Source organism: Pseudomonas sp. PS1(2021), from assembly GCF_020405165.1.
In the GTDB taxonomy this organism is placed as follows: Bacteria; Pseudomonadota; Gammaproteobacteria; order Pseudomonadales; family Pseudomonadaceae; genus Pseudomonas; species Pseudomonas aeruginosa.
This window is the reverse complement of sequence record NZ_CP084484.1, coordinates 6,197,382-6,221,626: the sequence shown is the minus strand read 5'-3', so window position 1 is coordinate 6,221,626 and position 24,245 is coordinate 6,197,382. Positions and strand designations below refer to the sequence as shown.

Here is a 24,245-nt window from a genome sequence, read left to right as displayed (position 1 = left end):
GAGAGACTCAGGGCAGGCGGGCGATACGCTCGGTGAGCAGGTCGAAGAACCCCTGGGCGTCGCCCTCGTTGATCCACTCGACGTTGGCCGGCTGCTTGAGGCCGCCGTACCAGTCGGCCACGGTCTGGCCGAAGGTGATGCCCTCGCGGCTGTCGACCTGCACGTTGATCCGCTTGCCCTTGAACAGCGAGGGCTTGAGCAGGTAGGCGACCACCGTGGCGTCGTGCACCGGGCCGCCCTTCAGGCCGTAGTACTTGATGTCGTACTGGACGTAGGCGTCGAGGATGTCGGCGACGGTCTTGCCGGCCTGGTTGCCGAGGTTGCGCAGCTTGGCGATGCGCTCGGGGCTGGTGAGGATCTTGTGGGTCACGTCGAGCGGCAGCATGGTGATCGGCGCCCCGCTCTTGAGCACGATTTCCGCCGCGTGGGGGTCGGCGAAGATATTGAATTCGGCGGCCGGGGTGATGTTGCCGCCGTTGAAGTGGGCGCCGCCCATGATCACGATCTCGCGGATGCCCTTGACGATGTCCGGGGCCTGGGTCAGGGCCAGCGCGAGGTTGGTCTCCGGGCCGAGCATGGCCAGGGTCACGCTCTTCTCCGGCGCCGCACGCAAGGTGCGGATCAGGTAGTCCACGGCGTTACCTTCGGCCAGCGGCTGCTTCGGCTCATGCACCTCGACGCCGCTGATGCCTTCGCTGCCGTGCACGTCGGCGGCGTAGATCGGCGTGCGCAGCAGCGGTCGCGGGGCGCCGGCGTAGACCGGGATATCCGGACGCTTGCCCCACTCGCGGGCCAGCCGGGCGTTACGCGCGGTCTTTTCCAGCGGCACGTTGCCGGCGACGGTGGTCAGCGCCTGGATCTTCAGCTCCTTCGGCGAGGCCATGGCGAACAGCAGGGCGATCACATCGTCGGCGCCCGGATCGGTGTCGATGATCAGCGTCCGCGGCGATGGCGGCGCCACCGTTTCGGCAGCGGACAGAGGAAGGCTGGCGGGCATCAGCAGGGCGAGTCCTAGCAGAAGGCTGCAAAAGCGATTGCATGGGCGGGCGGCGCGTGACATGGGGCGGCTCCTGGTGGGGAATGCCACAGTCTAGCCAGTTGCGGGCCACGCGCCGACCTATGCGAACCGACAGAGGAAGCCTGGCGCCTCCTCTGTCGGCGCCCGCCTCACCCGGCGATCAGGGCGCTCGCCGCCTCGCGGTGGCGGGCGATCAGGGCGGCCAGGTCGAGCCCTTCCACGGCACCGTCGACCACTCGCCAGGCGCCGCCGACCATTACCCGGTCGGCACGGTCGGCAGCGCACAGCAGCAGCGCCGAGAGCGGGTCGTGGCTACCCGAGAAGCGCAGCTCGTCGAGCTTGAACAAGGCCAGGTCGGCCTGCTTGCCGGGGGCCAGCTCGCCGATGTCGCTGCGCCCGAGCAGGCGTGCCGAGCCACGGGTTGCCCAGCCCAGGGCGAGTTCCGGGGTGATCCGCTCGGCGCCGTAGCGCAGGCGTTGCAGGTACAGGGCCTGGCGCGCCTCGAGGATCATGTTCGAGGCGTCGTTGGAAGCCGAGCCATCGACTCCCAGGCCGATCGGCGCGCCGGCCGCCTCCAGCTCCACGGTCGGGCAGATGCCCGAGGCCAGGCGCATGTTCGAACTCGGGCAATGGCAGATACCGGTGCCCGCCTCGCCGAGCCGGCGGATCTCCTCGGCGTTGAAGTGGATGCCGTGGGCCAGCCAGGTGCGCGGGCCGAGCCAGCCGACGCTATCCAGGTAGTCCACGGTACGCAGGCCGAAGCGCTGCAGGCAGAAGTCTTCCTCGTCGAGGGTCTCCGCCAAGTGGGTGTGCAGGCGTACGTCGTGGCGCGCCGCCACTTCGGCGCTGGCGCGCATGATCTCCGGAGTCACCGAGAACGGCGAGCAGGGCGCCAGGGCGATCTGCACCCGGGCACCGTCTCCGCGCTGGTGGTAGCGGGCGATCAGTCGCTCGCTGTCGGCGAGGATGGTCTCGGCTTCCTGCACCGTCTGCTGCGGCGGCAAGCCGCCGTCCTTCTCGCCGAGGCTCATCGAGCCGCGGGTGAGCATGGCGCGCATGCCCAGTTCCTCGACCACCCCGGCCTGCACGTCGATGGCCTGTTCGAGGCCGCCGGGAAACAGGTAGTGGTGGTCGGCGGCAGTGGTACAGCCGGACAACAGCAGCTCGGCCAGCGCCACCTTGGTGGCCAGTGCGAGTTTCTCCGGGGTCAGCCGCGCCCAGACCGGGTAGAGGGTCTTCAGCCAGGGGAACAGCGGCTGGTTGACCACCGGCGCCCAGGCGCGGGTGAGGGTCTGGTAGAAGTGGTGATGGGTGTTGACCAGCCCCGGCAACACCACGTGCCGGCTGGCGTCGAACTGGCTGGCGCAGGGCTGCGCGGGCTGTTGGCCGGCGCCGAGCAGCTCGACGATGCGGCCGTCTTCGACGACCAGGCCGCCGGCGGCGTCGAGACCGTTGGCGGTGAAGATGGCGAGGGGATTGCGAATCCAGGTGCGGGACATGTGCGGACCTTCGTCGGATCGGCGGGCCGGCGCGAACGCTGCCGGCCCTCGGTTGATGAGAGCCAGCTCAGTGTTCACCCTGTCTGCTGATCCAGGTCCGCGGGGCGACGACGGGGCGCCACGCGCGTGGCGATATCCTACAAGGGATTTCTGGAGAGGTGTAAGGCTTTCCTCCCGGTGGCGGCCGGGCGCGGTTTGATGGGGGTCAACGGACGCCTCCCGGCAGGGGCATAGAGTGGGGGACTGCATAGCTGAAAACGTAGAACGGAAGGAGTCCCGCATGAGCGAAGAACCCACTGTCAGTCCCCCCTCCCCCGAGCAACCCGCCGCGCAGCCGGCCAAGCCGGCCCGGCCAGCCGCCCGCCGCGCCCCGCGCAAGCCGGCGACCCGCCGCCCGCGAGTGGCCAGCCCGGCGCAGAAGGCCCGCGAGGAGATCCAGGCAATCAGCCAGAAGCCGGTGGCCCTGCAGGTCGCCAGTGCGCCCCACGGCAGCAGCGAGGACAGCACCTCGGCGAGCCTGCCGGCGAACTATCCCTATCACACGCGGATGCGCCGCAACGAGTACGAGAAGGCCAAGCACGACCTGCAGATCGAACTGCTCAAGGTGCAGAGCTGGGTGAAGGAGACCGGCCAGCGCGTGGTGGTCCTGTTCGAAGGCCGCGACGCCGCCGGCAAGGGCGGCACCATCAAGCGCTTCATGGAACACCTGAACCCGCGCGGCGCGCGGATCGTAGCCTTGGAGAAACCGTCCTCCCAGGAGCAGGGCCAGTGGTATTTCCAGCGCTACATCCAACATCTGCCCACCGCCGGCGAGATGGTCTTCTTCGACCGCTCCTGGTACAACCGCGCCGGCGTCGAGCGGGTCATGGGCTTCTGTTCGCCGCTGCAATACCTGGAGTTCATGCGCCAGGCGCCGGAGCTGGAGCGCATGCTCACCAACAGCGGCATCCTGCTGTTCAAGTACTGGTTCTCGGTGAGCCGCGAGGAACAACTGCGGCGCTTCATCTCGCGCCGCGACGATCCGCTCAAGCACTGGAAGCTGTCGCCCATCGACATCAAGTCTCTGGACAAGTGGGACGACTACACCGCCGCCAAGCAGGCGATGTTCTTCCATACCGACACCGCCGACGCGCCGTGGACGGTCATCAAGTCCGACGACAAGAAGCGCGCACGACTCAACTGCATCCGCCACTTCCTGCACTCGCTGGACTACCCGGACAAGGACCGGCGCATCGCCCATGAGCCGGACCCGTTGCTGGTGGGGCCGGCCTCGCGGGTGATCGAGGAGGACGAGAAGGTCTACGCCGAGGCGGCCGCCGCGCCGGGCCACGCGAACCTGGATATCCCGGCCTGAGGCGGGCGGTCGCGCCAACGAAAACGCCCGGGGCGCTTTCGCGCTCCGGGCGTCCCTGGTTCGACGGTCGCTGGCCGGGTCACTCCGGCGCGGAGGTCCGGATCAGGTGGTCGAAGGCGCTCAGCGAAGCCTTGGCGCCCTCGCCCACGGCGATCACGATCTGCTTGTACGGCACCGTGGTCACGTCGCCGGCGGCGAAGATGCCGGGCAGCGAGGTCTCGCCACGGGCGTCGACGATGATCTCGCCGCGCGGCGACAGCTCGACGCTGCCCTTGAGCCACTCGGTGTTGGGCAGCAGGCCGATCTGCACGAAGATGCCTTCCAGCTCGATCGACTTGAACTCCTCGGAGTTGCGGTCCTTGTACACCAGGCCGGTGACCTTCTGGCCGTCGCCCTTCACTTCGCTGGTCAGGGCGCTGGTGATCACCTCGACGTTCGGCAGGCTATAGAGCTTGCGTTGCAGCACGGCGTCGGCGCGCAACTTGCTGTCGAATTCCAGCAGGGTCACGTGGGCGACGATGCCGGCCAGGTCGATGGCCGCCTCGACGCCAGAGTTGCCGCCGCCGATCACCGCCACGCGCTTGCCCTTGAACAGCGGGCCGTCGCAGTGCGGGCAGAAGCACACGCCCTTGGCCTTGTATTCCTGCTCGCCGGGCACGCCCATTTCGCGCCAGCGAGCGCCGGTGGCGAGGATCAGGGTCTTGGCCTTGAGGCTGCCGCCGCTCTCGAACTGCACCTCGTGCAACTCGCCGGTGTTCTTCGCCGGAACCAGCTTGCTGGCGCGCTGCAGGTTCATGATGTCGACCTCGTAGTGACGCACGTGCTCTTCCAGCGCCCGCGCCAGCTTCGGCCCTTCGGTCTCCTGCACCGAGATGAAGTTCTCGATGGCCATGGTGTCCAGCACCTGGCCGCCGAAGCGCTCGGCGGCGACGCCGGTGCGAATGCCCTTGCGCGCGGCGTAGATCGCCGCCGCGGCGCCGGCCGGGCCACCGCCGACCACCAGCACGTCGAAGGCGTCGCGGGCGGTCAGCTTCTCGGCGTCGCGGGCGGCGGCGCCGGTGTCGATCTTGGCGAGGATCTCTTCCACGCCCATGCGGCCCTGGCCGAAGACTTCGCCGTTGAGGTAGATGCTCGGCACCGACATGATCTGGCGCGCCTCGACCTCATCCTGGAACAGCGCGCCGTCGATGGCGACGTGACGGATGTTCGGGTTGAGCACGGCCATCAGGTTCAGCGCCTGGACCACGTCCGGGCAGTTCTGGCAGGACAGCGAGAAGTAGGTTTCGAACTCGAAGGTGCCCTCGATGCCCTTGACCTGCTCGATCACGTCCGCGTCGAGCTTGGAGGGGTGGCCGCCTACCTGCAGCAGGGCCAGCACCAGCGAGGTGAATTCGTGGCCCATGGGGATACCGGCGAAGCGCAGGCCGATGTCCGCACCGGGGCGGTTCAGCGAGAACGACGGTTTGCGCGCATCGCTGCCGTCGGTCTTCAGGGTGATCTTGTCGGTCAGGCCGACGATGTCTTGCAGCAGGCCCAGCAGCTCGCGGGATTTGTCGCTGTCATCGAGGGACGCGACGATCTCGAACGGCTGGCTGACCTTTTCCAGGTAGGCCTTCAACTGGGTTTTAAGATTGGCGTCCAACATGGTTCAGCTCCTCGAAATTCGGGCAAACGTATCCCCGGCGGATGGGACATCCGCCCTGCACGGCGCGTTGGCTGGGTGAAGGGCGGACGATCCGCGAGGATCGTCCGCCGGAGAGGCTGGCGGCGAATGCCGCCGGCGCGGTCTTAGATCTTGCCGACCAGGTCCAGGGACGGAGCGAGGGTCTTCTCGCCTTCCTTCCACTTGGCCGGGCAGACTTCGCCCGGGTGGGCGGCGGTGTACTGGGCGGCCTTCAGCTTGCGCACGGTCTCGCCGACGTCACGGGCGATCTCGTTGGAGTGGATCTCGACGGTCTTGATCACGCCTTCCGGGTTGATCACGAAGGTACCGCGCAGGGCCAGGCCTTCTTCCGGGATGTGCACGCCGAAGGCGTTGGTCAGCTGGTGGGTCGGGTCGCCGATCAGCGGGAACTGGGCCTTGCCGACTGCCGGGGAGGTTTCGTGCCAGACCTTGTGCGAGAAGTGGGTGTCGGTGGTCACGATGTAGACCTCGGCACCGGCTTTCTGGAACTCGCCGTAGTTGTTGGCGGCGTCTTCGATCTCGGTCGGGCAGTTGAAGGTGAAGGCAGCCGGCATGAAGATCAGGACCGACCACTTGCCCTTCAGGGATTCCTCGGTCACCTCGATGAACTTGCCGTTGTGGAAAGCGTTGACCTTGAACGGTTGGACTTGAGTGTTGATCAGGGACATCAGTCGTTCCTCTCTCAGTTGAATGGGGTGTTTCAAATCGACTGGGAGAATCTTAACGGGGTTCGGCAAAAATGCCCCATTGATTTAGGCCATCAGTGAAATTATCTAAATCTATCGAAGAATATATAAATAGTTAAAACAACTAATCGAAGAACCTGCCCTCGTCAGTGCCCGGCCTTCCACGGCTGGCCCAGGGAAACCGGGGCATACAGCCGGGTGCGCAGGGCATCGCGGGAGAGCAGGACCAGCACCAGGATGGTCGCCGCATAGGGCAGCATCGCCAGCAGGTTGGCCGGAATCGACAGCCCGATCCCCTGGGCCACCAGGTGCAGGATGCTGGCCAGGCCGAACAACCAGGCACCGAGCAGCACGCGGAACACCCGCCAACTGGCGAAGACCACCAGCGCCAGGGCGATCCAGCCGCGTCCGGCGGTCATGTTCTCCGCCCACATCGGCGTGTAGGCCAGCGATAGGTAGGCACCGGCCAGGCCGGCCATGGCGCCGCCGAAGAGCACCGCCAGGGTGCGCACGCGCAGCACCGGCAGGCCCATCGCGCTGGCCGCGTCGGGGTTCTCGCCGACCGCCTGGAGAACCAGCCCGGCGCGGCTGCGCAGGAGCATCCAGGCGACCGCGGCGAACAGCGCCAGGCTCAGGTAGACCAGCGCGTCCTGGGCGAACAGCATGCGCCCGAGCAGCGGCAACTCGCCCAGCACCGGCAGCGCCAGCGGGGCGAACCCTTGCAGCGGCTTGCCGACCCAGGCGGCGCCGACGAACGACGACAGGCCGACGCCGAAGATGGTCAGCGCCAGCCCGCAGGCCACCTGGTTGGCGTTCAGGTACAGGGCGACCCCGGCGAACAGCGCCGCCAGCAGCATGCCGGCGAGCACCGCGAGGAGCACGCCGAGCCACAGGCTGCCGCTGGAGAAGGCGACCATGAAGCCGATCACCGCGCCGAACAGCATCATCCCCTCCTGGCCCAGGTTGAGCACCCCGCTTCTCTCGCAGACCAGTTCGCCCAGGGCCACCAGCAGCAGCGGAGTACCGGTGCGGACCATGGCGAACAGCAGGTTGTCGAGCAGATCGATATCCATCGTGGTTCCTCGGCGGTTCGGTCAGGCCAGGGCGTCGCGCAGCGCCGGGCGCTTGCGCCAGCGTCCGTGCAAACGTGGGCGGTAGAGGATCAGCACGTCACAGGCGAGGAGGAAGAACAGCATCATCCCCTGGAACAGCCCGGTCAGCGCCAACGGCAGGTTGAGGCTCATCTGCGCGGCCTCGCCGCCGAGGTAGAGCAACGCCATCAGCAGGCTGGCGCAGAGGATGCCGAACGGATTGAGACGGCCAAGGAAGGCCACGGTGATCGCCGCATAGCCGTAGCCCGGCGAGACCTGCGGCACCAGTTGGCCGATCGGCCCGGCGACCTCGCAGACGCCGGCCAGGCCTGCCAGCGCGCCGGAGAACAGCAGCACGAACCAGACCAGGCGCTTCTCGCGGAAACCGACGAAACCGGCGGCGCGGCGGTCGAGGCCGAGCACGCGGACCTGGAAACCGAGGAAGCTGCGCTGCGCCAGCACCCAGACCGCCGCCAGCGCCAGCAGGCCGAACAATGCGCCAAGGTGCACCCGGCTGTCCTCGAACAGCGCCGGCAGGCGGCTGGCCTCGCCGAACAGCGCCGACTGCGGGAAGTTGAAGCCATCCGGGTCCTTCAACGGCCCGTGCACGCCGTACAGCAGCAGGTTCAGCGCGATGTAGTTGAGCATGATGGTGGTCAGGATCTCGTTGGCGTTGAAGCGCGTTCGCAGCCAGGCGGCGAACCCGGCCCAGAGCGCCCCGGCAGCGGTGCCGGCGAGCAGCACCCAGGCCAGCGCCCAGCGGCTCTGCCAGTCGAGCAACTGGATCGCCACCGCGCTGCCGGCCAGGGCGCCGACCAGCAACTGGCCCTCCGCGCCGATGTTCCACACGCGCGCCTGGTAGGCCAGTGCCAGGCCGAGGGCACAGAGCAGGATCGGCATGGCCTTGACCAGCAGCTCGCCGAGCCCATAGAGGTCGCTGAGCGGCTGTACCAGCACGGTATGCAGGGTCTGCCACGGATCGTGGCCGAGACAGGCGAACAGCAGCGCACCGCAGACCAGGGTCAGCAGCCCCGCCAGCAGCGGAGAGGCCAGCAGCATCCAGCGTGACTGTCGGCCGCGCGGTTCCAGGGACAACAGCATCACAGGCTCCCTTGGGCAACGGCGCCGGCGACCGCCGCCGGCGCCTCGAATTGACCGGCCATCCAGCCGCCGACCTGCTGCGGCGAAGCGCTCGCGGTGGCGACCGCCGGGCACAGCCGACCCGAACACAGCGCGGCGATGCGGTCGCTGAGCAGGAACAGCTCGTCGAGGTCCTCGGAGACCACCAGGATCGCCGTACCGGTATCGCGCAAGGCGATCAGCGCGCGGTGGATCAGCGCCGCCGCGCCGACGTCCACGCCCCAGGTGGGATGCGCCGCCACCAGCAGGCGCGGGGCCTGGAGGATCTCGCGGCCGAGAATGAACTTCTGCAGGTTGCCGCCGGAAAGGCTGCGTGCCGGCGCCCCGGCACCCGGGGTCTTCACGGCGAAACGGCGGATGATCTCCTCGGCCAGCGCCAGCACCTTGCGCCGCCGGACCAACCCGCGCTTCACCAGACCCTGCTGGAAGGCGGTGAGCAGCGCATTGTCCGCCAGGCTCATCTCCGGCACCGCGCCGTGCCCCAGCCGCTCGGCGGGCACGAAGGCCTGGCCGGCGCGGCGCCGCGCATCCGGCGCCAGGTGCGCGCCGGCGCAGCCGCCGAGGCGGATGCGCTCGGCCTGGGCGCGCGGCAGGCGCACTTCGCCGCTGAGCAGGGCAAGCAACTCGTCCTGGCCGTTGCCGGCGACCCCGGCGATACCGAGGATCTCGCCGCTGCGCACCTCCAGGTCGAGGCCAGCGAAGGACACGCCGAAGGGGTCCGGGTTGCGCCAGTGCAGGTCGCGCACCTGGAGGAAAGGCGCGCCGCCGGTGACCTTCGGATACTCCGCCGCCAGGCCCTCGGCGTCGCCCACCATCAGCCGCGCCAGCTCGAGATCGGAACATTGCGCCGGCACGCACTGTCCGGCCACCCGTCCGCCGCGCAGCACCGTGGCGCGCTGGCAGAGCGCACGGACCTCGGCCAGCTTGTGGCTGATGAAGAGGACACTGCAGCCCTCCTCCGCAAGACGGCGCAGGGTGACGAAGAGATCCTCGGCCTCGCGCGGGGTCAGCACCGAGGTCGGCTCGTCGAGGATCAGCAGGCGGATGTCCTGCATCAGGCAGCGCACGATCTCCACCCGCTGGCGCTCGCCGATGGACAGCCCATGGACCAGCCGGCGAGGCTCCAGCGGCATGCCGTAGCGCTGCGACACCTCGCGAATACGCGCCTCCAACCGGCGCGGGCTGCCCGCCTCGGCGCCGAGGGCGAGCGCGATGTTCTCCGCCACGCTGAGCGTCTCGAACAGGGAGAAATGCTGGAACACCATGCCGATCCCCAGCGCCCGGGCGCGAGCCGGGTCGCGTACCTGCACCGGCTCGCCCTGCCAGCGGATCTCGCCAGCATCGGGACGGGTCACGCCGTAGATGATCTTCATCAGCGTGCTCTTGCCGGCGCCGTTCTCACCGAGCAGGGCGTGGATCTCGCCGGCGTCGATGCACAGGTCGATGCGGTCGTTGGCCAGGCAACCCGGATAACGCTTGCTGATCCCGCGCAGTTCGAGGCGCGGCGGCGCGAAGGAGGAAGGTGCGGACATGGCGGACCCGATCGGTTGCTCGACGATGCGGCGGCCGGTGCAAATACCTGGCCAGGAGGTCAGGAAAGCCCTGGAACGCGGCTTGCACCGGGAGCCACGGGCCAGGCTCCCGCGCCGAGCGGCACCAAGCCGGGGCACGCCTGGGACGCCGCGGCACATTTGCGGGCAACCCTGCGGCGCACCCGCGTGAGCATTTGTCGCAAAACAGTCATCACCACCTTGCTCACAGAGTTATCCACAGCGTGTCGGGAGCCCATCCGGGACCTTGGGAAGCCTCCCGCGCCGATCGTCCCGGCGATTTTCGCAACATTGGCGATGGACAGAAAACAGCCAACCCGGCAGGCCATGGGCGCGACCTGGCAAGGCATTTTTTCCAACACTTTGCCAACAGCTTTATCCACAAGATATCGACAGCCGTTCGGAGGAGCACGGCAGGACGATCTCTCCCGGCCAAGCCACGGGTCGGCCGAATCCCTGGGGCAGCCCCGGCGGCCCGCTTCCGGCAAAGTTTGCCAACAGCTTTTCCACAGGAAACCCGCGGAACGGGAATGCCCGTGAAAATGTCTCCAGGACTTCCCCTTTAGACGCCATGATGCCCATGAATACTGGGTTTTCCGGCTTTCCAGGAAAGTCCGCGGCGATCGACGGAAGCATGCTCGGCGGCGCCATGGGTGGATCCGCTGTCCACAGTTTCGCGATGCACCGTCGTGGCGCATTCCACAGCACCTTTTCCCTGGCTCTTTCGCCAACCGGGAGAAATCCTGCGGCTCCGTCCAATGCCTTTCCCCCGACCGCCGAAGGCATTTTTTCAACGGGGAATGCGAACAGCTTTTCCACAGACAAACCCACAGAAGCGCCAGTTGCCGACCGGGCATTGCGCAAGGCGGATTCAAGGTGCCGGAACGCTTTCCGCGGATCGCCTGCCGGAAGCCAGATGGGCACATCCCGCAATGGCTCGTGCAATCTTTCCGCACACGCGCTACACACAGACTTATCCACAGCATGCGCACAGTGCATAATGGCGGAAGCGAGATCACGCGCCAAAGACGGGATATTTCCGTCGATTTCCCGGACTAAAGAGGCGAAAGCGCCATTCCGGCAGCAGAGGAGATGAACGATGCAGTACCTGCTGGCAACTTCGTCCCCCCACTTATCCTGCACTCCGACCACGGCGGGAGCGCGATGAGCAGTTCGGCCCATCGCGGGCGGATCCTGCATTTCCTCGGCGACCCGGCGAAACTCGGCGACAAGGCCTGGGAGTATTTCGAGGACGGCCTGCTGTGGATCGAACACGGCCACGTGCGCGCGCTCGATCACGCAACCTACCTGCTGCCGCAACTGCCCGCCGACCTGCCGCTGGAGGAGCATCCGCAGCGCCTGCTGCTGCCCGGCTTCGTCGATTGCCATGTGCATTACCCGCAACTCGGAGTGATCGCCTCCTACGGCACCCAACTGCTGGACTGGCTGGAAACCCACACCTTTCCCGCCGAGCAGCGCTTTGCCGATGCCGGCTACGCCGCCGCCCAGGCCGAGCTGTTCCTCGACGAACTGCTGCGCCACGGCACCACTACCGCGCTGGTGTTCGGCACGGTCCATGCGGTATCCGCCGAGGCATTCTTCCAGGCCGCGCAGAAGCGCCGCCTGCGGATGATCGCCGGCAAGGTGCTGATGGACCGCAACGCGCCGCCGGCGCTGTGCGATACCGCGGCCAGTGGCTACGCCGAGAGCCGCGCGCTGATCGAGCGCTGGCACGGCAACGGGCGCCTGCAATACGCGGTCACCCCGCGCTTCGCGCCGACCTCCTCGCCCGAGCAACTGGCCGCGGCGGCGCGCCTGCTGGACGAGTATCCCGGCGTCTACCTGCACACCCATCTTTCGGAGAACCTCAAGGAAGTCGCCTGGGTCGGCGAGCTGTTTCCCCAGGCGCAGGACTACCTGGACGTCTATCATCGCGCCGGCCTGGTCGGCGAACGCAGCGTGTTCGCCCATGGCATCCATCTCTCCGAACGCGAATGCCGCTGCCTGGCGCACAAGAACGCGGCGCTGGCGCACTGTCCCAGTTCCAACCTGTTCATCGGCTCCGGCCTGTTCGACCTTGGCCGCGCCCAGCAATACGGCATCCGCGTCGGCATCGGTAGCGACGTCGGCGGCGGCACCAGCCTGTCGCTGCTGGCCAACCTCGCCGACGCCTACAAGATCCAGCAATTGCGCGGCACCAGCCTCGATCCGTTCCAGGCGCTCTACCTGGCCACCCTCGGCGGCGCCAGGGCGCTCGACCTGGACGGCCTGGTCGGTAACTTCCTGCCCGGCCGCGAAGCCGACTTCGTCGCCCTCGACCTGGCCGCCACGCCGATGATCGCCCAGCGCATGGAGCATGCGCGCGGCCTGGCCGATACCCTGTTCGTGCTGAACACCCTGGGCGACGACCGCGCGGTGGCGGAGACCTGGGTGATGGGGGAGCGGCGCCATGTGAAGGGGTGAGAGTCTCTTTCCCGCGTTGGCTCGGCCCGTCGCTGCATGCCACCTCCTCGCGCCGTAGAGAAAAGACGCCGTTCGGCGGGCGGCCGAAGCTCGCGTTACTCCATCCGCGCCCTCACGACACCGCCACCGCCTCCAGGAAGCGCTCCAGCACCAGGTTCGGCCGGCGTCCCTTGCGGGTCACGATGGTCAGCGCGATGGCATAGTGGAAACGCTCCGGCAGCAGGGGCCGCAGCATCCCGGCGGCGACCCAGTCGGCAGCGTAGTGCGACGGCAGGTAGCCGATGAAGTTGCCGGTCAGGATCAGGAATGCCATGCCCTCACGGTCCGAGGCGCTGGCGCTGTTGTTCAGCTCCTGATGGCGCGCCTGGGCTTCGGCGGGCAGGCGGTAGCTGGGCGCCACGGCGTCCGCGGCGAGCACCTCGTCCACCGCGATATCGCCGTCGGCGCGCTCGAACAGTGCGTGGCCGCGGCTGCAATAGAGCTGCGCGTGCTCGTCATACAGCGGCAGGTACTCGAGCCCCGACAGCGGACTGATCAACGGCACCACGCCGACATGCAGGTGGCCGTCGAGCACGCCCAGTTCGATCTCGTTGGGGGTGGTCATGCCGATGTTGATCCGCACCTGCGGTCCCTGCCCCTTGAGCGCGCTGAGAGCGTGGGTGATGCGCATCTGCGGCAGGGTCACCAGGTTGTTGATGATGCCGATGTTGAGTTCGCCGCGCAGGTGCTGGTGCAGGTCGTTGACCTCGGCGCGGAACCCCTCCAGCGCCGCCAGCAGGGTCTGGGTCGCGCGATAGACCTCGCGGCCCTCGTCGGTCAGGGCGAAGCCGGCGCGGCCGCGCTGGCACAGGCGCATGCCCAGGCGCTTCTCCAGGTCGCCCATGTGCAGGCTGATCGCCGAGCGGCTGAGGCCGAGAGTGCTCTCCGCGGCGGAGAAACTGCCGCACTCGACGATGGTCTTGAAGATGCGCAGCAGGCGGATATCGAAATCGCTGACCTGGCCGAGCGACGGGTTGCGGGATTTGGCCATTATTGTTTTACCCAGTCGAAACTAAACGTGAGAAGAATAAGCTTTATCTAACCTTTCGTCAGGGCCAAGCTTGATCCAACGCTCCGCCGCCGCGTGCGCGGAACCTTCCAACAAGAAAGCCCGAGGATCGAACGATGAACCAGCCGCTCAACGTGGCCCCGCCGGTTTCCAGCGAACTCAACCTGCGCGCCCACTGGATGCCCTTCTCCGCCAACCGCAACTTCCAGAAGGACCCGCGGATCATCGTCGCCGCCGAAGGCAGCTGGCTGACCGACGACAAGGGCCGCAAGGTCTACGACAGCCTGTCCGGCCTGTGGACCTGCGGCGCCGGCCACTCGCGCAAGGAAATCCAGGAGGCGGTGGCTCGCCAGCTCGGCACCCTCGACTACTCGCCGGGCTTCCAGTACGGCCATCCGCTGTCCTTCCAGTTGGCCGAGAAGATCGCCGGGTTGCTGCCAGGCGAACTGAACCACGTGTTCTTCACCGGTTCCGGCTCCGAGTGCGCCGACACCTCGATCAAGATGGCCCGCGCCTACTGGCGCCTGAAAGGCCAGCCGCAGAAGACCAAGCTGATCGGCCGCGCCCGCGGCTACCACGGGGTCAACGTCGCCGGCACCAGCCTCGGCGGGATCGGTGGCAACCGCAAGATGTTCGGCCAGCTGATGGACGTCGACCATCTGCCGCACACCCTTCAACCGGGCATGGCGTTCACCCGCGGGATGGCCCAGACCGGCGGCGTCGAGCTGGCCAACGAGCTGCTCAAGCTGATCGAACTGCACGACGCCTCGAACATCGCCGCGGTGATCGTCGAGCCGATGTCCGGCTCCGCCGGCGTACTGGTACCGCCGGTCGGCTACCTGCAGCGCCTGCGCGAGATCTGCGACCAGCACAACATCCTGCTGATCTTCGACGAGGTGATCACCGCCTTCGGCCGCCTGGGCACCTACAGCGGCGCCGAGTACTTCGGCGTCACCCCGGACCTGATGAACGTCGCCAAGCAGGTCACCAACGGCGCCGTGCCGATGGGCGCGGTGATCGCCAGCAGCGAGATCTACGACACCTTCATGAACCAGGCGCTGCCCGAGCACGCGGTGGAGTTCAGCCACGGCTACACCTACTCCGCGCACCCGGTCGCCTGCGCCGCCGGCCTCGCCGCGCTGGACATCCTGGCCAGGGACAACCTGGTGCAGCAGTCCGCCGAGCTGGCGCCGCACTTCGAGAAGGGCCTGCACGGCCTGCAAGGCGCGAAGAACGTCATCGACATCCGCAACTGCGGCCTGGCCGGCGCGATCCAGATCGCCCCGCGCGACGGCGATCCGACCGTACGTCCGTTCGAGGCCGGCATGAAGCTCTGGCAACAGGGTTTCTACGTGCGCTTCGGCGGCGATACCCTGCAATTCGGCCCGACCTTCAACGCCAGGCCGGAAGAGCTGGACCGCCTGTTCGACGCGGTCGGCGAAGCGCTCAACGGCATCGCCTGATGAGCGGCCGCCCGCAAGCCGTACCCACCGTGCAGGTGGACAACGCCGAGGTGATCGTGACCGAATGGCGCTTCGCCCCCGGCGCGGAAACCGGGCGCCACCGCCACGGCCACGACTATGTGGTGGTACCGCTGACCGACGGCACGCTGCTGCTGGAAACCCCCGAGGGCGACCGCCACGCGCCGCTGGTCGCCGGACAGGCCTACTTCCGCAAGGCCGGCGTCGAGCACAACGTGATCAACGCCAGCGCACACGAAGTGGTCTTCGTCGAGACCGAGATCAAGTAATCCGCACCCGCTCCCCAGGGAGCGGGTAAAGGGAAAGGGCCACGGCCCTTTCGTCACCCCTAGCGAAGAGAGAACAAGACAAGATGGGCACCCTCCACCACCTGATCAACGGCGAAATGGTCGCCGACAACGGCCGCAGCGCCGACGTCTTCAACCCCTCCACCGGCGAAGCCATCCACAAGGTCCCGCTGGCCGACGGCAAGACCCTGCAGAAAGCCATCGATGCCGCCAAGGCCGCTTTCCCGGCCTGGCGCAACACCCCGCCGGCCAAGCGTGCACAGGTGCTGTACCGCTTCAAGCAACTGCTGGAGCAGAACGAGGCGCGGATTTCCAAGCTGATCAGCGAAGAGCACGGCAAGACCCTGGAAGACGCCGCCGGCGAACTCAAGCGCGGCATCGAGAACGTCGAGTACGCCTGCGCCGCCCCGGAAATCCTCAAGGGCGAGTACAGCCGCAACGTCGGCCCGAACATCGACGCCTGGAGCGACTTCCAGCCGATCGGCGTGGTCGCCGGGATCACCCCGTTCAACTTCCCGGCGATGGTGCCGCTGTGGATGTACCCGCTGGCCATCGCCTGCGGCAACACCTTCATCCTCAAGCCCTCCGAGCGCGACCCCAGCTCCACCCTGCTGATCGCCGAGCTGTTCCACGAAGCCGGCCTGCCGAAGGGCGTGCTGAACGTGGTGCACGGCGACAAGGAAGCCGTGGACGGCCTACTCCAGGCGCCGGAAGTGAAGGCCATCAGCTTCGTCGGCTCGACCCCCATCGCCGAATACATCTATGCCGAGGGCACCAAGCGCGGCAAGCGCGTGCAGGCCCTGGGCGGCGCGAAGAACCATGCGGTGCTGATGCCCGACGCCGACCTCGACAACGCCGTCAGCGCGTTGATGGGTGCCGCCTACGGCTCCTGCGGCGAGCGCTGCATGGCGATCTCGGTGGCGGTATGCGTCGGCGACCAGGTGGCCGACGCGCTGATCGCCAAGCTGGTTCCGCAGATCAAGGCGCTGAAGATCGGCGCCGGCACTTCCTGCGGCCTCGACATGGGCCCGCTGGTCACTGCCGCCGCGCAGGCCAAGGTCACCGGCTACATCGACAGCGGCGTGGCCCAGGGCGCGGAGCTGGTGGTGGACGGCCGCGGCTACCAGGTCGCCGGCCACGAGAACGGCTTCTTCCTCGGCGGCAGCCTGTTCGACCGGGTGACCCCGGAAATGACCATCTACAAGGAAGAGATCTTCGGCCCGGTGCTGTGCGTGGTTCGCGTCAACAGCCTGGAAGAGGCCATGCAGTTGATCAACGACCACGAATACGGCAACGGCACCTGCATCTTCACCCGCGACGGCGAGGCCGCACGCCTGTTCTGCGACGAGATCGAGGTCGGCATGGTCGGCGTCAACGTCCCGCTGCCGGTGCCGGTGGCCTACCACAGCTTCGGCGGCTGGAAGCGCTCGCTGTTCGGCGACCTCCACGCCTACGGCCCGGACGGCGTGCGCTTCTACACCCGGCGCAAGGCCATCACCCAGCGCTGGCCGCAGCGGGCCAGCCACGAGGCCTCGCAATTCGCCTTCCCCAGCCTCTGAAGGCTGACGACGACAGGCATGGTCGGTAACGACCATGCCTTTTTTCTTTTTCCGCAATCAGGAGTCCGCAACGTTCCACCGCCGTGAAACCTCACCCACGGCCGCACCCATGGCGTCGCCCACAAGGCGGCCCAGACCTTGCCCAAGAACAATTAAAGGGTCTCAACGATGTCCAAAGTCGTACTGGCTTCACAACTGCCGAACAAGCGCAACGCCTCGCTCGCGCCCGGCCTGAAACAACGCCACGTCACCATGCTGTCGATCGCCGGGGTGATCGGCGCCGGCCTGTTCGTCGGCTCCGGCCATGCCATCGCCGCCGCCGGCCCGGCCGCCCTGCTCGCCTACCTGATCGCCGGCACCCTGGTGGTGCTGGTCATGCGCATGCTCGGCGAAATGGCGGTCGCCTCCCCCGATACCGGTTCCTTCTCCACCTACGCCGACCGCTCCATCGGCCGCTGGGCCGGTTTCACCATCGGCTGGCTCTACTGGTGGTTCTGGGTGCTGGTGATCCCACTCGAAGCGATCGCCGCCGCGGCCATCCTCAACGCCTGGTTCCCGGCCATCGACACCTGGATCTTCGCCCTCGCGGTGACCTTCCTGCTCACCGTCACCAACCTCTTCAGCGTGGCCCGCTACGGCGAGTTCGAGTTCTGGTTCGCGCTGCTCAAGGTGATCGCCATCATCGCCTTCATCGTGCTCGGCGCGGTGGCCATCGTCGGCGGCCTGCCGGAGCGTGAGGTCAGCGGCCTGTCCAGCCTGATGGCGAGCCACGGCGGCTTCGTGCCGAACGGCTACGGCGCGGTGCTCGGCGCCCTGCTGACGACCATGTTCAGCTTCATGGGCACCGAGATCGTCACCATCGCCGCCGCCGAGTCCAAGGACCCGGCGAAGCAGATCACCCGCGCCACCAACTCGGTGATCTGGCGGATCGGCCTGTTCTACCTGGTGTCGATCTTCATCGTGATCTCCATCGTGCCGTGGAACGACCCGCTGCTGATCCAGGTCGGCTCCTACCAGCGCGCCCTGGAGCTGCTGGACATCCCGCACGCCAAGCTGATCGTCGACCTGGTGGTACTGGTCGCCGTGGCCAGTTGCCTGAACTCGGCGATCTACACCTCGTCGCGGATGGTCTTCTCCCTGGCCAAGCGCGGCGACGCCCCGAGCGTGCTCAAGCTGACCAACACCGCCCACGTACCACGCCCGGCGGTGCTGGCCAGCACCGCGGTGGGCTTCCTCACCACCATCGTCAACTACTTCGCACCGGAGAAGGTCTTCACCTTCCTCCTCGCCAGCTCCGGCGCCGTGGCGCTACTGGTGTACCTGGTGATCGCCGTGGCCCAGTTGCGCATGCGCAAGCAATTGCAGGCCAGCGGCCAGCCCATCGAGTTCCGCATGTGGCTATATCCCTGGCTGACCTGGGCGGTGATCCTGTTCATCGTCGCCGCGCTGAGCATCATGCTGATCATGCCGGAGCACCGTCACGAGGTGTTCGCCACCGCTCTGCTGACGATCTTCACCGTCTGCCTCGGGCTGCTCAACGCGCGACGCAAGCCGCGCCTCGGCGAGGACTACGCCGGGAAGACGGCGCGGGTCTGAGTCCACCACCGGGGGAAGAACACAGACAGCCCTCCAAAGAAAAGCCCGGCCAATGGCCGGGCTTCTTCAGGCAAGGTCGTCTCAGACCTTCCTGACGAATTCCGATTTCAGCTTCATCGCGCCAATGCCGTCGATCTTGCAATCGATGTCGTGGTCGCCGTCCACCAGGCGGATGTTCTTCACCTTGGTGCCGACCTTGACCACCAGCGAGGAACCTTTCACTTTCAGGTCCTTGATCACGGTGATGGTATCGCCGTCCTGGAGAACGTTGCCCACCGAATCCTTGATCACCTTGCCATCATCGGACGCCGTAGCGGCCTCGTTCGGCGACCATTCATGGGCGCACTCCGGGCAGACCAGCAGCGCACCATCCTCGTAGGTATATTCGGAGTTGCATTGGGGACAGGGCGGCAGCGTGCTCACGGCATTCTCTCTTCAGCAGGGGGACGAAAACCGCAGATTATATAGGGTTTCTCGCTCCCCTGCCGAACCGACTCAGAGCCCCTTGGTCTTCGGCGCGTCGACGGCCGGCCCGGAGAAGTCGAGGGTGCCCTTTTCGCTGAAGCGCACGGTGCCGAACAGGCCTCCGGCGAGCTTGCCCTTCACCACGTAGGGCATGCCCCGGGTCGGCGCGTTGTTGCTCAGGCCCCAGGCCTGGCGGAAGGCGGAAAAGGCGGAGACGGTCAGCGGCACGCTCACCACCCGCTCGCCGAAGCGCGGCACCTCGCCGGTCTGGTCGCTGACGCCGCTGGCCAGGGGCTGGCCGTTGACGTCGAGGTCGAGGGCGATGCCGTTGTATTCGATCGGCTCGTCGTTGGGGTTCTGTACCCGCAGCTTGACCATGAAGCGCATCTCCATGCCTTGCCCCGGCAGGGGTTCCAGGCCGACCAGGTCGATACGCAACGGATCGCGCTGGCCGAAGGTGCTGCAGGCGCTCAACAGGACGCCCAGGCACAGGGCCGGCAGCAGGCGGCCGAGGTTCGCAGGCAGGCGCATGGGTTCTCCTCCTTGGGTCGAATGTGCGCCCATGGTGCCACAGCCGCTAGAATTCGCCGCGCAGCCGATCCGGCTGCGCCAATGGACAAAGGACATGCCCATGCCTACACGCGTTCTGCGCGGCCTCGTCGCCGCCCTCCCACTGTTCCTCGCCGCCTGCTCGGACTCCGCTCCATCCAGCGAGGAGATCGCCCGCCTGCTCGCCGAGCGCGGCTTCGACAAACCCGCCTGCGCCAGCTCCACCCTGTTCAAGACGTTCCCGGTGACGCTCTCCGACAGCTTCTCCGGCCCCGGCCCGGCGAAAGGCAACGCTGCGGTCTACGACGCGCTGGTCGGCGTCGGCCTGCTGCGCCGCGACGGCGATTCCTACGACCTCACGCCCGCCGGCCGCGAGGACTACAAGCCCGAGTCGAAGGCCTTCTGCTACAGCAGCGGCTTCGACGTCAGCGTCCGTTCGGTGGACCCCGCCAAGCCCGACGACTACGGCCCGGCCGTGGAAAAGGGCTGGTTGGTCACCGTCGAGGTCAAGCCACGCGAAGTGAAGGACTGGGCGAAGAACCCCGAGGTGCTCAAGCAGGCCAGCCTGACCACCCTGCAACAGATCACCCAACCACAGGTCGGCCAGGTCTCGCTGGTCAAGCCACGCGGCGAGGAAGGCTACAAGCTCGTCAACACCCGCTTCTCGCCCAGGCAGGGCTTCCACTTCAACCAGGCCTGGTAATCCCGCGCCACCCTTCCGCCCGCCCCGCTCGGGGCGGGCTCCTCATTCAACCCACTGATCGATAAAGGTTTTTTCGTCGGACGAAACAGCCTGGCGATTGCTCGCCCGAGGGCTTTCGTATACATTCGTTTTCACTGTAAACACCGTATACAACGAAAACGAAGCTGATCAGAAAATGAGCACCGTAGTCTCGTTCCGCGCCGATGACGCCCTGGTCGCGGCCCTCGATGAACTGGCCCGCGCCACCCACCGCGACCGCCCGTATCACCTGCGGCAGGCGCTCGCGCAGTACCTGGAAAGGCAGCAGTGGCAGGTCGCTGCCATCGATGAAGGCTTGGCCGATGCCAATGCCGGTCGCCTGCTGGAACACACCGAGATCGAGAAGCGCTGGGGGCTGCAATGAGCCTGAAGTGGACCCGCAAGGCGGCCGCCGACCTGGACGCCATCTACGACCATTACGTCGTGCTGATCGGCCCGGAAAAAGCCCTGAAAGCCGTCCAGGACATCGTCGAGCAGGTGAAACCGCTGCAGCAGGTAGCCAACCAGGGGGCAGGGCGGCCCAGCGAGGTGCCAGGCGTACGCACCCTGACCCTGGAGCGCTGGCCGTTCAGCGCCCCTTTTCGGGTAAAAGGTAAGGAAATCCAGATTTTGCGCATCGACAGGGTCGAAATTACCCCCTAAAAGTGGTCACACGGTTACAAGATGTTTCAAAACGAATATTTACCTTGACTTGTACGTAGTTACTTATTTCGGACAAAACATCCATAACTCACAAGAAATGGACATTTTTCGACCAGACAAATGAGAGCGACCAACTTGCGACCACTGCAACCTGATTAGTTCTTTAACTGACTTATGCTTCGCTCCCATACGCATCCGTATTTTTCCGAAACCCGACGACCTCGCCCGCTGGGCACGCTTTCTCGCGCTTTTTCCGGTGATTTTTTCCCAGACGCAGTCTCCCGCAAGGAGGAACCGGCATGGATTCGCTGAAAGGCATGGCGATCTTCGCCACTGTGGTGGACAAGGGCTCGATGGCAGCCGCGGCCCAGAGCCTGGGCATGACCCCTTCGGCAGTCAGCCAGCAGATCCGCAAGCTGGAGAGCCGCGCCCAGGTCACTTTGCTGCATCGCACCACCCGCCGGCTGACCCTGACCGAGGCCGGCGAGGCGTTCTATCGCAGTTGCGCGCAGATGCTGGCGATCGCCGAGGAAGCCGAGCGGCGGCTTGGCGAATGGCGCGATGCGCCGGTGGGCGAGTTGCGCTTGGCGGCGCCGGTGGGGTTCTCCGGCACGCTGATCACCCAGGCGCTGAAACCGTTGCTGGAGAACCACCGCCAGTTGCGCCTGCAACTGTTCTTCCAGGACGAGCGCATCGATCTGGTCGCCGAGCGCATCGACCTGGCGATCCGCGTCGGCAATCTCGCCGACTCCAGCCTGGTGGCGCGCCACCTCGGCGACTGGAGCAGCGTGCTCTGCGCGGCGCCGGCCTATTTGCGCCAACGGGCGCCGATCAACCGTCCGGAGCAGTTGACCGAGGTCGACTGGATTTCCCTGAACACCTCGAACCACCTCAACCACCTGACGCTCAGCGGGCCGGACGGGGAAGTCTGCAAACTGCGCCTGGAGCCACGGGTGGCCGCCAACGGGATGCTCGCGGTGCGTCAGTTCACCCTCGACGGACTCGGCGTGTCCTACCAGCCGCTGCCGGAGGTGCGCGACGCGCTGAACGACGGGCGCCTGCAACAGCTATTGCCGGAGTGGAGGATTCCCGGGCTCGGCATCTATGCGGTGACGCCACGGCGCGAGGCCCAGCCGGCCAAGGTGAAGGTCGCCATCGAGGCGCTGCGGCGAGCGTTCGCCACGGACGGGGATGAGCGCTGGAGCTGACCGACGGACTGCCGGCCAGCTCCAGGTACCGTCAGGAGAAGCGGCCGAGGGTCAGGGTGACCTCGCCGATGTCCGTGCCCGTGGCGTTGCCGCCGCTGGTGATGCCGGCATAGTCCGCCGATGCCGGCGTGAAGCCCCAGGTGTTGGTGGCGCCGGATTTCCACGGGTCATCCCAGCTGAAGGTGCCCATCTTGGTGTTGCCGTCGTAGCAGTCGAAGCTGCCCTGGGTGCCGGACGAAGCGTTCTCCCGTCCGCAGGAGGCGATCCATTGCGGGCTGCCGGCCTGCACGTTCATGCTGCTGACTTCCTCGGTGGAAATCTCGTCGTCCTTGTTGGTGTAGCGGTAGAACTTGCCCCATTGCAAGGTGGCGTTGCGGATGCCCACCGTGCCGATGGATTTGGATACCACGACCTTCACTGCGATCCATTCTGCGTATGCCATGTCGATCTCCGTTAACCATGCGTTCACAGCTTCCTGTAGGACGTCACGGACAGGACCGGGCGCTCACAACGGACCCTTGGCTACTTCGACCAGCACGGCGCCATCCCTGACCCGCTTCACTATAGGCTGGCCACCAGCCACCACCGCCTGCCAGATCTGGTAGGCGGCGGCCGGGGAGGTCAGGCCCTCCGGCGTTTTTCCCCGCGAGGGGCCTTCATGCCGAATGCCTCGCGCAGGTCGGTGGTGGGTGGCGGCAGGAAGCGCATGCGGGCGAACAGGCCTCGCAGGTAAGCGTCCATCAGCGCAGCCGCCGCCGCGCTGTCGCCGTCCTCCAGGGCATCGAGCAAGGCGCGCTGCGCGGCGCAGGCCTCGGCGGTATAGACCGCCCCCTTGTTCAGCGCGATGTCCAGCGAGGCGCGTGCCACCAGGCCGCGGACGAAACCCTGCAGCAAGGGATTCTCGGTCAGTTCGGCCAGGCGCAGGTGGAAGCGCCCGGCGAGACGGATCAGCCCGGCGCTGTCGCGGGCCGCGAGGCAAGCCTGCTCCTCGTCGACCAGCGCCCGTAGCTCGGCAAGGGCGGCGGGATCCAGCCCCGCGGGCAGTTGCCGCACCACTTCGCTTTCCACCAGCAGGCGCGCGTCCAGCACCTGCCGCGCCTGGCGCTCGTCCGGGCGGGCGACGCTGGCGACCTCCTTCGGCGGCATCACCACCGCGCCGTCCTCGGCGAGACGGGTGAGGGCACGCTGGATGGTGCCGTTGCTGACCCGGAAGATCTGCCCGAGGGTTTCCTTGCTCAGCTTGGCGGCCGGCGCCAGGCGCTTTTCCAGGATTGCCGTGTAGATGCTTTCGTAGACGAAATGGCTGGTGGGGCGCAGCGCGGCGCCCTGCTGGGTACGTGCTTCGAATCCGACCATGTTCACACCTGTCGAGTCGTGCTTGTGGGCCTTCGCAGGCGGCGGACGAAAGCCGTCCGGGCGCCGCGACGGACCCGGGTTGGAACCCTGGCGCGGGCGATCAGACCTGCGGCAAGCGCAGGTCGATGTTCAGGCGCGCGCCTTCGTTGAGGATGTGCTGACGCATCGCCTGGCTCGCCCGCTCGCTGTCGTGCTGGCGGATCGCACGGAGGATGGCGTCGTGTTCCTGAAGGATCTCCTCGGCGTATTCCGGCTGGCGGCGCACCAGGTTGTCGCTGCGCTCCAGGGCGCTGCCGATCTGTTCGGAAACGCTGAGGAAGATCGGGTTCGAGGTGAGCTTCACCAGGCGCCGGTGGAAGGCCGTGTAGGCCTCAACCAGAGCCTGCGGGTCGCCATCCTCGACCGCTTCGCGCAGGTCCAGCAGCAACAGCCGCAGTTCGCTGATCTCCGCCGCCCCGGCGCTCTGCGCGACGATGCCGACGATGAACGGCTCCAGCGCATAGCGCAGTTGCAGGACGTCTTCCATGGTCGCCTCGCCGGGCGCCGCGACCTCGCGCAGCGGTTCGCTGCGTTCGAGGACCATCACGCCCTTGCCCGGCAGCGAACGGACCACGCCCAGGGTCTCCAGGACCATGATCGCCTCGCGCAGGCTCGGCCGGCTGATTTCCATCTGTTCAGCCAGCTCGCGCTGGCCGGGCAACATCTGGCCGGCGACCCAGCGACCCTGCTCGATGGTGTCGAGCAGGCGCTGGGCAACCGCGTTGACCAGCTTGGACGAAGAAAACATGTCGCCTCCCTTTACTTGCCAATCGGACGTGCAACGCGCC

Annotated in this window: 23 protein-coding genes; 10 read left to right on the top strand and 13 right to left on the bottom strand. The window is 66.9% G+C overall.

Going from position 1 to position 24,245, the window contains the following annotated elements; all coding sequences use genetic code 11:
• Window positions 1–7: 7 nt before the first annotated feature.
• Together LE197_RS29590 and LE197_RS29585 are read right to left on the bottom strand one after the other, a co-directional pair.
• Window positions 8–1,060: a nucleoside hydrolase gene (locus LE197_RS29590; RefSeq protein ID WP_003106723.1), complete on the bottom strand. Its 1,053-nt coding sequence runs from the start codon at window positions 1,058–1,060 to the stop codon at window positions 8–10.
• Between the two features lie 107 nt (window positions 1,061–1,167).
• Window positions 1,168–2,517, bottom strand: coding sequence for an 8-oxoguanine deaminase (locus tag LE197_RS29585; RefSeq protein WP_003106724.1), 1,350 nt, complete (start codon window positions 2,515–2,517; stop codon window positions 1,168–1,170).
• Window positions 2,518–2,974: 457 nt separating this feature from the next.
• Between LE197_RS29585 and ppk2 the strand changes: the two genes are divergently transcribed.
• Window positions 2,975–3,871, top strand: a complete 897-nt coding sequence (ppk2, locus tag LE197_RS29580; RefSeq protein WP_003121626.1) for a polyphosphate kinase 2 — start codon at window positions 2,975–2,977, stop codon at window positions 3,869–3,871.
• A 79-nt stretch (window positions 3,872–3,950) separates the two neighbouring features.
• On the opposite strand, the gene ahpF is transcribed toward ppk2, so the two are convergent.
• The 5 genes from ahpF to LE197_RS29555 all read right to left on the bottom strand — a co-directional run bounded on the left by ahpF (window position 3,951) and on the right by LE197_RS29555 (window position 10,004).
• On the bottom strand, window positions 3,951–5,516 hold the full coding sequence (gene ahpF, locus LE197_RS29575; RefSeq protein ID WP_003083830.1) for an alkyl hydroperoxide reductase subunit F: 1,566 nt from the start codon (window positions 5,514–5,516) through the stop codon (window positions 3,951–3,953).
• 143 nt (window positions 5,517–5,659) lie between these two features.
• Complete coding sequence (gene ahpC, locus LE197_RS29570) at window positions 5,660–6,223, bottom strand: alkyl hydroperoxide reductase subunit C (protein ID WP_003083828.1); 564 nt, start codon at window positions 6,221–6,223, stop codon at window positions 5,660–5,662.
• 164 nt (window positions 6,224–6,387) lie between these two features.
• A complete protein-coding gene (locus LE197_RS29565) occupies window positions 6,388–7,314 on the bottom strand; it encodes an ABC transporter permease (protein WP_003083821.1) in 927 nt (308 codons plus the stop codon).
• 21 nt (window positions 7,315–7,335) lie between these two features.
• A complete protein-coding gene (locus tag LE197_RS29560; RefSeq protein ID WP_003107144.1) occupies window positions 7,336–8,433 on the bottom strand; it encodes an ABC transporter permease in 1,098 nt (365 codons plus the stop codon).
• A complete protein-coding gene (locus LE197_RS29555) occupies window positions 8,433–10,004 on the bottom strand; it encodes an ABC transporter ATP-binding protein (protein ID WP_023112603.1) in 1,572 nt (523 codons plus the stop codon). The genes LE197_RS29560 and LE197_RS29555 overlap by 1 nt, the downstream gene beginning before the upstream one ends.
• A gap of 1,110 nt (window positions 10,005–11,114) precedes the next feature.
• On the opposite strand from LE197_RS29555, the gene guaD reads away from it, so the two are divergent.
• Window positions 11,115–12,485, top strand: a complete 1,371-nt coding sequence (gene guaD, locus LE197_RS29550) for a guanine deaminase (protein ID WP_003142418.1) — start codon at window positions 11,115–11,117, stop codon at window positions 12,483–12,485.
• Window positions 12,486–12,597: 112 nt separating this feature from the next.
• On the opposite strand, the gene bauR is transcribed toward guaD, so the two are convergent.
• Window positions 12,598–13,515: an HTH-type transcriptional activator BauR gene (gene bauR, locus LE197_RS29545; protein WP_003083805.1), complete on the bottom strand. Its 918-nt coding sequence runs from the start codon at window positions 13,513–13,515 to the stop codon at window positions 12,598–12,600.
• Window positions 13,516–13,649: 134 nt separating this feature from the next.
• Here bauR and bauA point away from each other — a divergent pair, with 134 nt between their 5' ends.
• The 4 genes from bauA to gabP all read left to right on the top strand — a co-directional run bounded on the left by bauA (window position 13,650) and on the right by gabP (window position 18,456).
• The gene (gene bauA / locus LE197_RS29540; RefSeq protein ID WP_003083801.1) at window positions 13,650–14,996 is read left to right on the top strand and encodes a beta-alanine--pyruvate aminotransferase; all 1,347 of its coding nucleotides are present in this window, start codon (window positions 13,650–13,652) and stop codon (window positions 14,994–14,996) included.
• Entirely contained in the window at window positions 14,996–15,283 is a 288-nt protein-coding gene (gene bauB / locus LE197_RS29535) for a beta-alanine degradation protein BauB (RefSeq protein WP_003083790.1), read from the top strand. Before bauA ends, bauB begins: the two co-directional genes overlap by 1 nt.
• Before the next feature lie 83 nt (window positions 15,284–15,366).
• Complete coding sequence (locus tag LE197_RS29530; RefSeq protein WP_003083788.1) at window positions 15,367–16,860, top strand: CoA-acylating methylmalonate-semialdehyde dehydrogenase; 1,494 nt, start codon at window positions 15,367–15,369, stop codon at window positions 16,858–16,860.
• A gap of 168 nt (window positions 16,861–17,028) precedes the next feature.
• Window positions 17,029–18,456 carry a GABA permease gene (gene gabP / locus LE197_RS29525; RefSeq protein ID WP_003083784.1) on the top strand — a complete coding sequence of 476 codons (1,428 nt, stop codon included), beginning with the start codon at window positions 17,029–17,031 and terminating at the stop codon, window positions 18,454–18,456.
• Between the two features lie 81 nt (window positions 18,457–18,537).
• Here gabP and LE197_RS29520 read toward each other — a convergent pair whose 3' ends face one another.
• Entirely contained in the window at window positions 18,538–18,879 is a 342-nt protein-coding gene (locus tag LE197_RS29520) for a zinc ribbon domain-containing protein YjdM (protein WP_003101229.1), read from the bottom strand.
• A gap of 72 nt (window positions 18,880–18,951) precedes the next feature.
• The gene (locus LE197_RS29515; RefSeq protein ID WP_057386938.1) at window positions 18,952–19,452 is read right to left on the bottom strand and encodes an LEA type 2 family protein; all 501 of its coding nucleotides are present in this window, start codon (window positions 19,450–19,452) and stop codon (window positions 18,952–18,954) included.
• Between the two features lie 100 nt (window positions 19,453–19,552).
• Between LE197_RS29515 and LE197_RS29510 the strand changes: the two genes are divergently transcribed.
• The 4 genes from LE197_RS29510 to LE197_RS29495 all read left to right on the top strand — a co-directional run bounded on the left by LE197_RS29510 (window position 19,553) and on the right by LE197_RS29495 (window position 22,062).
• Window positions 19,553–20,173 carry a hypothetical protein gene (locus tag LE197_RS29510; protein WP_003101226.1) on the top strand — a complete coding sequence of 207 codons (621 nt, stop codon included), beginning with the start codon at window positions 19,553–19,555 and terminating at the stop codon, window positions 20,171–20,173.
• Between the two features lie 175 nt (window positions 20,174–20,348).
• The gene (locus tag LE197_RS29505) at window positions 20,349–20,576 is read left to right on the top strand and encodes a CopG family ribbon-helix-helix protein (protein ID WP_003083775.1); all 228 of its coding nucleotides are present in this window, start codon (window positions 20,349–20,351) and stop codon (window positions 20,574–20,576) included.
• On the top strand, window positions 20,573–20,854 hold the full coding sequence (gene parE / locus LE197_RS29500) for a type II toxin-antitoxin system toxin ParE (protein ID WP_003083773.1): 282 nt from the start codon (window positions 20,573–20,575) through the stop codon (window positions 20,852–20,854). The genes LE197_RS29505 and parE overlap by 4 nt, the downstream gene beginning before the upstream one ends.
• Window positions 20,855–21,153: 299 nt before the next feature.
• On the top strand, window positions 21,154–22,062 hold the full coding sequence (locus tag LE197_RS29495) for a LysR family transcriptional regulator (protein WP_057386940.1): 909 nt from the start codon (window positions 21,154–21,156) through the stop codon (window positions 22,060–22,062).
• 31 nt (window positions 22,063–22,093) lie between these two features.
• Here the strand turns inward: LE197_RS29495 and LE197_RS29490 are convergent, their stop codons facing one another.
• The 3 genes from LE197_RS29490 to LE197_RS29480 form a co-directional block, all read right to left on the bottom strand.
• A complete protein-coding gene (locus LE197_RS29490) occupies window positions 22,094–22,504 on the bottom strand; it encodes an aegerolysin family protein (RefSeq protein ID WP_003110659.1) in 411 nt (136 codons plus the stop codon).
• A 179-nt stretch (window positions 22,505–22,683) separates the two neighbouring features.
• The gene (locus LE197_RS29485) at window positions 22,684–23,418 is read right to left on the bottom strand and encodes a GntR family transcriptional regulator (RefSeq protein WP_003117208.1); all 735 of its coding nucleotides are present in this window, start codon (window positions 23,416–23,418) and stop codon (window positions 22,684–22,686) included.
• Window positions 23,419–23,518: 100 nt separating this feature from the next.
• Complete coding sequence (locus LE197_RS29480; protein WP_003083762.1) at window positions 23,519–24,205, bottom strand: FadR/GntR family transcriptional regulator; 687 nt, start codon at window positions 24,203–24,205, stop codon at window positions 23,519–23,521.
• Between the last annotated feature and the right edge of the window lie 40 nt (window positions 24,206–24,245).